The 9,651-nt window shown below is 63.2% G+C and carries 9 protein-coding genes; 8 read left to right on the forward strand and 1 reads right to left on the reverse strand.

Translation table 11 applies throughout. The features are described 5' to 3' along the window. The 8 genes from EN925_RS10510 to EN925_RS10545 form a co-directional block, all read left to right on the forward strand. The coding region (locus tag EN925_RS10510) for a hypothetical protein (RefSeq protein ID WP_164894176.1) at positions 1-153 on the forward strand (153 nt) is incomplete at its 5' end. Positions 154-434: 281 nt separating this feature from the next. After that, the gene (gene lpxC, locus EN925_RS10515; RefSeq protein ID WP_013530964.1) at positions 435-1,385 is read left to right on the forward strand and encodes a UDP-3-O-acyl-N-acetylglucosamine deacetylase; all 951 of its coding nucleotides are present in this window, start codon (positions 435-437) and stop codon (positions 1,383-1,385) included. Positions 1,386-1,648: 263 nt separating this feature from the next. Next, positions 1,649-2,518 (forward strand): outer membrane protein assembly factor BamD, encoded by an 870-nt coding sequence (locus tag EN925_RS10520; protein ID WP_013530965.1) that lies wholly within the window; start codon positions 1,649-1,651, stop codon positions 2,516-2,518. Between the two features lie 119 nt (positions 2,519-2,637). Beyond that, entirely contained in the window at positions 2,638-4,311 is a 1,674-nt protein-coding gene (gene recN, locus EN925_RS10525; RefSeq protein ID WP_128336512.1) for a DNA repair protein RecN, read from the forward strand. Between the two features lie 112 nt (positions 4,312-4,423). Next, positions 4,424-6,628 carry an NAD-dependent DNA ligase LigA gene (gene ligA / locus EN925_RS10530; protein WP_128336514.1) on the forward strand — a complete coding sequence of 735 codons (2,205 nt, stop codon included), beginning with the start codon at positions 4,424-4,426 and terminating at the stop codon, positions 6,626-6,628. Beyond that, positions 6,628-7,320: a TIGR02453 family protein gene (locus tag EN925_RS10535; protein WP_013530968.1), complete on the forward strand. Its 693-nt coding sequence runs from the start codon at positions 6,628-6,630 to the stop codon at positions 7,318-7,320. The genes ligA and EN925_RS10535 overlap by 1 nt, the downstream gene beginning before the upstream one ends. Before the next feature lie 157 nt (positions 7,321-7,477). Beyond that, positions 7,478-8,206: an AzlC family ABC transporter permease gene (locus EN925_RS10540; protein ID WP_013530969.1), complete on the forward strand. Its 729-nt coding sequence runs from the start codon at positions 7,478-7,480 to the stop codon at positions 8,204-8,206. Next, complete coding sequence (locus EN925_RS10545) at positions 8,203-8,499, forward strand: AzlD family protein (RefSeq protein WP_013530970.1); 297 nt, start codon at positions 8,203-8,205, stop codon at positions 8,497-8,499. Before EN925_RS10540 ends, EN925_RS10545 begins: the two co-directional genes overlap by 4 nt. A gap of 183 nt (positions 8,500-8,682) precedes the next feature. On the opposite strand, the gene EN925_RS10550 is transcribed toward EN925_RS10545, so the two are convergent. Continuing rightward, the coding region (locus EN925_RS10550) for a M24B family metallopeptidase (protein ID WP_128336516.1) at positions 8,683-9,651 on the reverse strand (969 nt) is incomplete at its 5' end.

Here is a 9,651-nt window from a genome sequence, read left to right on the forward strand (position 1 = left end):
GAAGTGCGCCGCCTCGCCAGCCAGGATGCGCAGCTCTATGCGCCGCGCCGTGGCCAACTCGACGATCAGGGCCGCCTGACGCCGCAGGTGAGGACGACTCAGGAAGACGATCAGCTGGAGATTCCGGCGTTCCTGCGCCGCCAGGCCAACTGATTGGTAAACGGACTGTAACATTTGTTAACAGGCAAGCGAGGAATCGCTTGCCTGTTAACGTTTTAAATGATGTGATTTCAACAACTTACAAAGTCGCACCCATTCCAGTTCGCGGTTACACAGAGTAAGAAACCGTGATTTGGAGTCTCCCTGACGGGACATTATCTTCGCTGCCTACCATCATCGGTTTGCCGGGATTTCGGGGGAAGTCGCCCTGCCAACCGATTCACACAAGAGCCGCGCCCTCGGGCTGGAGAAGCGGACCTAGGCATTACGGGCTTATGGGGATTGTCTTGCACGACTATCAGACGACATTGAAGACGCGCGCGTCGCTTACTGGCACCGGCGTCCACAGCGGCAAGGAAGTGTCCATCAGCTTCATGCCGGCGGATGCCGACACCGGCATCGTTTTCCAGCTTTTCAACGGTGCCGAGCAGGGCCGCGAGTTTCGTGCCCTGGTCTCGGAAGTCGGCGCCACCGACCTGTGCACCATGCTTGGTGATCCCGCCGGCGAGCATATCGCCACGGTCGAGCACATCATGGCGGCGCTGTTTGGGCTCGGCATCGACAATGTCGCTGTCGAGATCGACGGTTCCGAGGTTCCGATCTTCGATGGCAGCGCCATGGCGTTCGTCGAAGCCATCGACCAGGCGGGCATCGAGACGCTTTCGGTGAAGCGCCGCTATATCAGGGTCATCAAGCCGGTCCGCATCGAGAACGGCGCCTCGTGGGCGGAGTTTCGGCCCTATGACGGAACCCGTTTCGAGATCGAGATCGACTTCGAAAGCCCGGCGATCGGCCGTCAGCTGTTTGCCTCCGACCTCAATGCCGATATTTTCCGTCGCGACATCGCGCGCGCCCGCACCTTCGGCTTCATGAAGGATGTCGAGCGGCTGTGGGCTGCAGGCTATGCGCTCGGCTCCTCGCTGGAGAATTCGCTAGTGATCGGCGACGACAACCGCGTCATCAACATGGGCGGCCTGCGCTATCCCAACGAATTCGTGCGCCATAAAACGCTGGACGCCATGGGCGACCTGGCGCTGGCCGGTGCCCGTTTCATCGGCTGCTTCCGCTCCTATCGCGGCGGCCACAGGATGAATGCCGCGGCCCTGCGCCGCCTGCTGTCGGATCGCACGGCGTTCGAGATCGTCGAGACGACGCGCCGGGAGCGTGGCCGCAGCGCCGAGATGAACGCCGTCAACGCGCCGCTCTACGCGCCCTGGATGATCTGATTTTCCCAGGTTTTTCGGGTTCCATGGGCGATAGCGCGTGTTGCAGGAATGCACCACCCGCCAGTGAAATTGCGTTGATGTCCAAGCTGCGTCCGGCCGCCACAAAAATGTGCGATTGGCCGGAGATAGCGTTGCCGGGCAAGGCGGTTATGGTTTATGGCTGCTGCCGTCGATTAGTGCATGTCGTTCAAAAGTGGGGACCAGTTTTGAAACAATGGCATGCAACTGGCATTGAAATAGCGCCGAAAGGGCGAGATCCAATCATGTTCTTCAAGCGAGTTGGTCAATTGAAAGCACCGCAGAGGGCCGTTTTCCTGGCGCTTTCAGTAGTTGTTCCATCGCTCTTCCTGTCGGCCTGCATGTCGTCGGAGAAAGATATCGACCTGTCGACCTATGTCGACCAGACCGAGCCGGCCGATGTTCTCTATAACCAGGGCCTTGCCAATCTCAATGCCGGGCGCCTGCAGGAGGCGAGCCGCAAGTTCGACGCCGTCGACCGCCAGCATCCTTATTCGGAATGGGCCCGCAAATCGATGGTGATGGGCGCTTTCGCCGACTATCGCCAGGGCAATTACGACGAGGCGATCGGCTCGGCCAAGCGTTATCTCACGCTTTACCCGTCGACCGATGACGCTGCTTATGCGCAGTACATCATCGGCTTGAGCTACTACCGCCAGATCAAGGACGTGACGCAGGACCAGAAGGAAGCGCGTCAGACCGTCCAGACGATGCAGGATCTGGTGACGCGCTGGCCGACATCGGAATATGTCGACGACGCCAAGGAAAAGATCCGCTTCGCCAACGATCAGTTGGCCGGCAAGGAGATGCAGATCGGCCGCTACTATCTCGAGCGGCGTGAATACATTGCCGCCGTCAAGCGCTTCCGCACCGTGGTCGAGAACTATTCCAACACGCGCCATGTCGAGGAGGCGCTCGCGCGTCTGACCGAAAGCTATTACGCGATGGGTCTGACTTCGGAGGCGCAGACGGCCGCCGCCGTGCTCGGCACCAACTACCCTGACAGCTCGTGGTACAAGGATTCCTACAAGCTCTTGCAGAGCAATGGGCTCGCACCGCGCGAAAATGCAGGGTCGTGGATATCCAAGGCCGGAAAGATGATCACCGGCGCCTGACGTATGAGCATCGACTGAAGCGTTCACAGCGCTTTTCGGATTGATCCGGTGCTCAAACAAAAAGATAGTGCGGCGCTGCGACTGCAAATGGTCGCGTGCCGTTCTAGATTCGGGTTCTGATGCTTTCCAGACTGTCGATCCGCGATATCGTCCTGATCGAGAAGCTGGATATCGACTTCCAGCCGGGTCTTTCGGTGCTGACCGGCGAAACCGGTGCCGGCAAGTCCATCCTGCTCGATGCCTTGTCGCTGGCGCTTGGTGCGCGCGGCGACGCGTCGCTGGTGCGCCATGGCGCGGCGCAAGGCCAGGTCATCGCCGTCTTCGACGTGCCGCGCAACCATCCGGCCCGCACGCTGCTTGCCGACAATGCGATCGAGGATGACGGCGACATCATCCTTCGCCGCCTGCAGACCGCGGACGGCCGCACCCGTGTCTTCGTCAACGACCAGCCTTCGAGCGTCACCTTGATGCGCGATGTCGGGCGCGCGCTGGTCGAAATCCACGGCCAGCATGACGAACGCGCTCTGGTCGATCCCGGCGCTCACCGCGAGGTGCTCGACGCTTTTGGCGGCCATCTCGGCGCCGTTCGCTCAACTGGCGAGGCATGGCGGCATTGGCGCGCCTGCGAGCAGGAACTGTCGCGCCACCGTGCCAAGGTGGCGGCGGCCGCGCGCGAGGCCGACTATCTGCGTGCGGCGGTGGCGGAATTGACCCAGCTCGATCCGCAGCCGGGTGAGGAGACCGATCTTGCCGAACTGCGCGCGTCGATGATGCGGGCCGAGAAGATCGCGTCCGAAATCCATGACGCGCAGGATGTGCTGTCCGGCCCGTCCTCGCCCTTGCCGCAACTGGCCAGCCTGCTGCGGCGGCCGCAGCGCAAGGTGACCGAGGCGCCCGGCCTGCTCGACGACGTCGTCAAGTCGCTCGACGAGGCGATGTTGTCGCTTGACGCGGCGCAATCGGGGGTCGAGGCAGCACTGCGCGCCACCGAATATGATCCGCAGCGGTTGGAGAAGGCGGAGGAGCGGCTGTTTTCGCTGCGCGCGGCCTCGCGCAAGCACAGCGTCGCCGTCGACGATCTGGCGCAGCTTCGCGACACGATGTCGGCCGATCTTGCCGATCTCGATGCCGGCGAGGAGCGCCTGCACGGGCTGGAAAAGCAGGCCGCCGCGGCACGCGAGACCTACGACATTGCCGCCGCGCAGCTGTCCTCGCTTCGTCATGCGGCGGCGGTCGGCTTGACCAAGGCGGTCATGGCGGAATTGCCGGCGCTCAAGCTCGAACGCGCCGCCTTTATCGTGGAAATGAAGAGCGAGGCCGAGAGCCGCATGGAAGAGGGCATCGACCAGATCGAATTCTGGGTGCGCACCAATCCAGGCACGCGGCCCGGGCCGATGATGAAAGTGGCGTCCGGCGGCGAACTTTCGCGCTTCCTTCTGGCGTTGAAGGTCGCGCTGGCCGACCGCGGCTCGGCGCCGACGCTGGTTTTCGATGAAATCGATACTGGGGTGGGCGGCGCTGTCGCCGACGCGATCGGCCAGCGGCTGGCGCGGCTGTCGAAGCGCGTCCAGGTGCTCTCGGTGACGCATGCGCCACAGGTCGCGGCACGCGCGGCGACGCATTTCCTGATCTCCAAATCCGGCACCACCGACCGTGTCGCCACCGGCATTGCCGAGATGGACCGGCCGGCGCGGCAGGAAGAGATCGCGCGCATGCTGGCCGGCGCCACCATCACCGACGAGGCGCGCGCCGCCGCCGAGCGATTGCTGCGTGAAAACACCACGGCCGCATAAGAACAACAGGTGTCAGGGATCGAGTCAGGATATGGCTCCATCCTGCTGTTCAGGAATGATTTTCCCAAAATCCTGATCTATTGTGGCGGGCCACCGTCCGGGGAAGGAAAGCATGGCTGAAAAACCTGTCGATTCGCTCAGTGAGAGCGAGGCCGAAGCCGAGCTGAAGCGGCTGGCGGAAGAGATCGCCGAGCACGACCGGCGCTACCATACCGAAGATGCGCCTGTTATCACCGATGCCGAGTATGATGCGCTGGCGCGGCGCAACCTTGCCATCGAGGAGCGCTTTCCGGCGCTGGTGCGCGAGGATTCGCCATCGCTCAGGGTCGGAGCAGCGCCCGCGGAAGGCTTTACCAAGGTGCGCCATGCCGTGCCGATGCTCAGCCTTGCCAAGGCCTATACCGACGATGATGTCACGGATTTCATCGAACGCGGGCGGCGGTTCTTCGATCGCGACAAGGAACTCGACATTGCGTTCACGGCCGAACCGAAGATCGATGGGCTATCGGCTTCGCTGCGTTACGAAAACGGTGTGTTCGTGCAGGGCGCAACGCGTGGCAACGGCGACGTCGGCGAAGACATCACCGCCAATTTGAAGACCATCGCCGACATCCCTGCAAAGCTGAAAGGCTCGGGCTGGCCCGAAACCATCGAGATACGCGGCGAGGTCTACATGACCTATGCGGAATTCGAGGCGCTGAAGCAGCGCTCGGCCGCCGTCGGCGGCCAGGACTACGTCAATCCGCGCAACACGGCGGCCGGGTCGCTGCGCCAGAAGGATCCGTCCGTCACCGCCAGCCGAAACCTCAAATTCTTCGCCTATGCCTGGGGTTACACGACAGCGGATCCGGCTCCGACCCAGTATGATTCGGTGCAGAAATTCGCCGAGTGGGGGTTCAAGATCAGTCCGCTGATGGTGCGGGCGAAATCGGCCAAGGAGTTGATCGCGCATTATCATCGGATCGAGGAGCAGCGCTCCGCGCTCGGCTACGATATCGACGGCGTCGTCTACAAGGTCGACCAGCTGGAGTTGCAACGCCGCTGGGGCTTCGTCACCGGCGAACCGCGCTGGGCGATCGCGCATAAATTTCCGGCCGAACAGGCGATGACGACCGTTCAGAAGATCGACATCCAGGTCGGCCGTACCGGTACGCTGGCGCCGGTCGCGCGGCTGGCGCCGGTCACGGTCGGCGGCGTCGTGGTCGAGAACGTCACGCTGCACAATGAGGATTACATCAAGGGCCTGGACTCGACCGGCCAGCCGATCCGCGACGGCATCGACGTGCGCATCGGCGATACGGTCGTGATCCAGCGGGCAGGCGATGTCATTCCGCAGATCGTCAGCGTCGTCATCGACAAGCGGCCGGCCGATGCCGTGCCGTACGAATTCCCGCACACCTGTCCGATCTGCGGCTCGCCGGCGACGCGCGAGATCAACGAGAAGACCGGCAAGGAGGATTCCCGCCGCCGCTGCACCGGCGAGCTGATCTGCCCGGCGCAGGCGGTGGAAGGATTGCGCCACTTCGTGTCGCGCGGTGCCCTGGACATCGAAGGCCTCGGCGCGGAGAACATAGACACGTTCTTCAACGCGGGATTGATCAGGACCGCCGCCGATATCTTCACGCTCAGGGATCGCCGTCCGGCTGTCACCAGGGCGCTGGCGGAACGGCGCGAGGAACAGGCGAGGCAGCGCGAGGCCGCATCGGGCAAGACGCGCAAGAACGTGCGCAGCGTCGAGGACCGCAATTATGAGGGCCTCGACAAGCTGTTCGCGGCCATCGACTCACGCCGCGAGCCGGAACTCGACCGTTTCATCTTCGCGCTCGGCATCCGCCATATCGGCGAAACGACGGCGGCTGTGCTTGCCCGCACCTTCTCGACCATCGAGGAACTGATCCGCGTGGGCAAGGAAACAGCGGCAGCGGAAGATCCGCACAGTGTCTTCCCCTCGGTCAACGGTATCGGCGATACCGTGATCGACGCGTTGCGCGACTTCTTCGGCAATGAGCGCAATGACGACGTGCTTGATGCGTTGCTCCGCCAAGTCAAGCCGAAGCCGTATATCGTCAACGTCTCGGCCGACAGCGAGGTCGCCGGCAAGACGGTCGTCTTCACCGGCTCGCTGGAAAAGATGACACGCTCCGAGGCCAAGGCGATGGCGGAGCGCCTCGGCGCCAAGGTCGCGGGCTCGGTTTCGGCGAAGACGGATCTGGTGGTCGCCGGGCCGGGTGCCGGCTCCAAGCTCAAGCTCGCCAGCGAACTCGGCATCGAGGTCATCGACGAAGATGCCTGGCTGGCGCGGATCGGCAAGGCCTGATGGACGGCGCATTCAAAGGGTTCGGCCCAAAAGCCATTCCGTTCCTCAAGGCGCTGGATTTCCACCAGAGCCGAGAGTGGTTTTTGGAGAACCGTGACTTGTTCGAACAGGAATTGCGCGATCCGCTCAGTGATCTCGTCGACACGCTGACCGAGCGCTTCGCAAAGGCGGGTCTCGGCCTGCGCGGCGACCGCAAGAAGTCGCTGTTCCGAATCAACCGCGACGTGCGCTTCGCCAAGGACAAGCGGCCTTACAACAGGCATTTGTCTGCCATCCTGTCGCCCGACGGCACCAAGATGGAGCAGGGCGTGTTCTACGTCCATGTCGGGCTTGAGCGCTGCTTCGCCGACATTGCCTGGTGGCAGCCGGAGCCGGCGCTGCTGCTGGCGATGCGCAAAGCCATCGCGACGAAGCCGGACAGGTTTCGCGCCCTGGTGGCGGCGTTGAAGAAGAACCGGCTTGAACTCGAGACCGAAGGCCGTATGAAGCGTACGCCACGCGGCTTCGAGGAAATCAGCGATCCCGACCTTGTCGCCGCCATCCGCAACCGGCATTTTGTCGTCCAGCATGTTATCGATCCCGCGGGAATCCATACGGCTGATCTGGTCGACGAGCTCGTCGATTTCACCTTGCGCGCCAAGCCGCTGCTCGACTGGGGCAGGGCGATCGAGGGCAAGATCCTGAAGGAATAAGCGTCTAACTCAGCCGATCCAGCGATCATTTCCGCTGATCGTTTGGCTCAAGCGAATTCGTGTGACACGGCAAGCCGCGCCACCTACATACCGCGCTTCCCTTGTTGTTGTGCATGTCGTTATCCCCCTTTTGGGCGACATGCATCAGGAGTGGTTGATGGCGACGGACGTAATTTCCGAGAGCGGCGACAGAAGCGATTTCTGGCAAGGCGTGCGGCTGTCGATGCCTGTGGTGGTGGCCTCGGCGCCGTTTGCGGTGCTGTTCGGCGCGCTCGCCGTGGACAATGGCTTCTCGGTCCTGGAAGCCTTTCTGATGAGTGCGCTGGTCTATGGCGGCGCCAGCCAGATGGTCGGCATCCAGCTGTTCGGCCAGCATGTGGCGCCGTGGCTGATCGTGCTGTCGATCTTCGCCGTCAATTTCCGCCACGTGCTCTATTCCGCCGGCATCGGCCGGCGCATCGCGCACTGGCCTGTCATCCAGCAGGTACTAGGCTATTTCATCCTCACCGATCCGCAATTCGCGGTGGCCGAGGCGAGGGCGCAATCCGGCCAGACGGTCGGCTTTGCCTGGTATCTGGGACTTGGCTTGCCTGTCTATCTGTTCTGGATCGTCGAAAGCGCGCTTGGTGCGCTGTTCGGCAAGCTGATCCCCGACACGCACGCGCTGGGCATCGATTTCCTGCTGCCGATCTATTTCCTCGGTCTCGTGCTGGGCTTCCGCAAGCGGCCTCTGTGGCTGCCGGTGGTCATTGCCAGCGCTGCCGCCTCCATCATCGCCTACAAGACCGTGGGCTCGCCCTGGCATGTCTCGATTGGCGCTGTTGCCGGTGTGCTGCTGGCGGTCATCCTGCCTCCCCACCATAGCGGCGTAAAGGCACGGCCATGAGCACGACCTTCTGGATCATTATCGCCGGCGCAATCGCGACCTATCTGACGCGCATCGGCGGGCACCTGGTGATATCGCGCTTCGATACCATCCATCCCCGCGTCGAGGCCGGCCTCAATGCCGTGCCGGCGGCGGTGCTGACGACGCTGGTAGCGCCCGAGCTGTTGAACGCCGGCCCGGCGGAATGGGCCGCACTGGTGGTCACCGCCGTGGTTTCGCTGCGCGGTGGGTTGATGGCGATGTTTTTGGCGGGCGCGGCGGTATTGATCGTGGCGCGGCAGTTCGTCGGGTAGGGCGTATCGATATTCAGGTGATGACGGCCTGCAAACGGCGGCTTCCTGCGCTTCCCCGTTCTACCGCGTCGCGGTAGAACTGAGCTCACGTACCCAAAAGTACGCTCCGCTCCGGTTCACGGAACCCATCGTTTTCGGCTCGTCCTGACCTGAATTCCGCCACGCCCTCGGCGCCTCAGAAAATCAGATCTTCGCGTCGTGCGGCAGCGGCGCGGTGGCCTTCTCCAGCCAGGCCAGCGTTTCGCCGTCGAGCATCGGGCCGATTTCGGCCAGCACGCGCGCGTGGTACGAGTCCAGCCAATGCAGCTCGTCACGCGTCAGAAGGTCCGACTGCACCAGCCTGGTATCGATCGGCGCCAGCGTCAGCGTCTCGAAGCCGTGCATGGCGATGTCGCCGCCCTCGATCTCTTGCGCCGGCGTCACCAGGATCAGGTTCTCGATGCGGATGCCGTAGGAGCCTTCCTTGTAGTAGCCGGGCTCGTTGGACAGCATCATGCCTTCGAGCAGCTTTTCGGTGCCGGTGCGGGCGATACGCTGCGGGCCTTCATGCACGGCCAGATACGAGCCGACGCCATGGCCGGTGCCGTGGGCGAAGTCGCAGCCGTGCTTCCACAGCGCCATGCGCGCGACGGCATCGATCTCGGAGCCGCGCGTGCCGGCGGGAAAGCGCAAGGTGGAAATGCCGATCATGCCTTTCAGCACCAGGGTGAAGCGTTCGCGCATCTCCTGCGTCGGCTGGCCGATCGGCACGGTGCGGGTGATGTCGGTGGTGCCGTCCTGATACTGCGCGCCGGAATCGAGCAGGAACAGCTCGCCGGCCTGCAGCTTGCGGCTGGTGGCGCGCGACACGCGGTAATGCATGATGGCGCCGTTCGGGCCGGCGCCCGAAATGGTGTCGAAGGAGACGTCGCGCAGCGGCATCTGGGTTTCCTCGCCGGTCCGCCGGCGCTGTTCCTCCAGCCTGGTGACGACAGCGATCTCGTCGAGCGAGCCGGGTTTTTGCCGCTCCAGCCAGCACAGCAATTTCGCCACGGCCGCACCGTCACGGCGATGCGCGGCGCGCGAGCCGTTGATCTCGGCCTGGTTCTTGGTGGCGCGCGGGATTCGGGCAGGATCTGCTGCTGCAATGACGGCGCCGCCATTGTCCTCGAC

It is taken from the genome of Mesorhizobium sp. M7A.F.Ca.US.006.04.2.1 (genome assembly GCF_004022915.1).
In the GTDB taxonomy this organism is placed as follows: Bacteria; Pseudomonadota; Alphaproteobacteria; order Rhizobiales; family Rhizobiaceae; genus Mesorhizobium; species Mesorhizobium ciceri.

Coding starts and splice junctions, on each gene's coding strand:
- lpxC (WP_013530964.1), top strand. CDS start 435: ATGGGGATTGTCTTGCACGACTATCAGACGACATTGAAGACGCGCGCG.
- EN925_RS10520 (WP_013530965.1), top strand. CDS start 1,649: ATGTTCTTCAAGCGAGTTGGTCAATTGAAAGCACCGCAGAGGGCCGTT.
- recN (WP_128336512.1), top strand. CDS start 2,638: ATGCTTTCCAGACTGTCGATCCGCGATATCGTCCTGATCGAGAAGCTG.
- ligA (WP_128336514.1), top strand. CDS start 4,424: ATGGCTGAAAAACCTGTCGATTCGCTCAGTGAGAGCGAGGCCGAAGCC.
- EN925_RS10535 (WP_013530968.1), top strand. CDS start 6,628: ATGGACGGCGCATTCAAAGGGTTCGGCCCAAAAGCCATTCCGTTCCTC.
- EN925_RS10540 (WP_013530969.1), top strand. CDS start 7,478: ATGGCGACGGACGTAATTTCCGAGAGCGGCGACAGAAGCGATTTCTGG.
- EN925_RS10545 (WP_013530970.1), top strand. CDS start 8,203: ATGAGCACGACCTTCTGGATCATTATCGCCGGCGCAATCGCGACCTAT.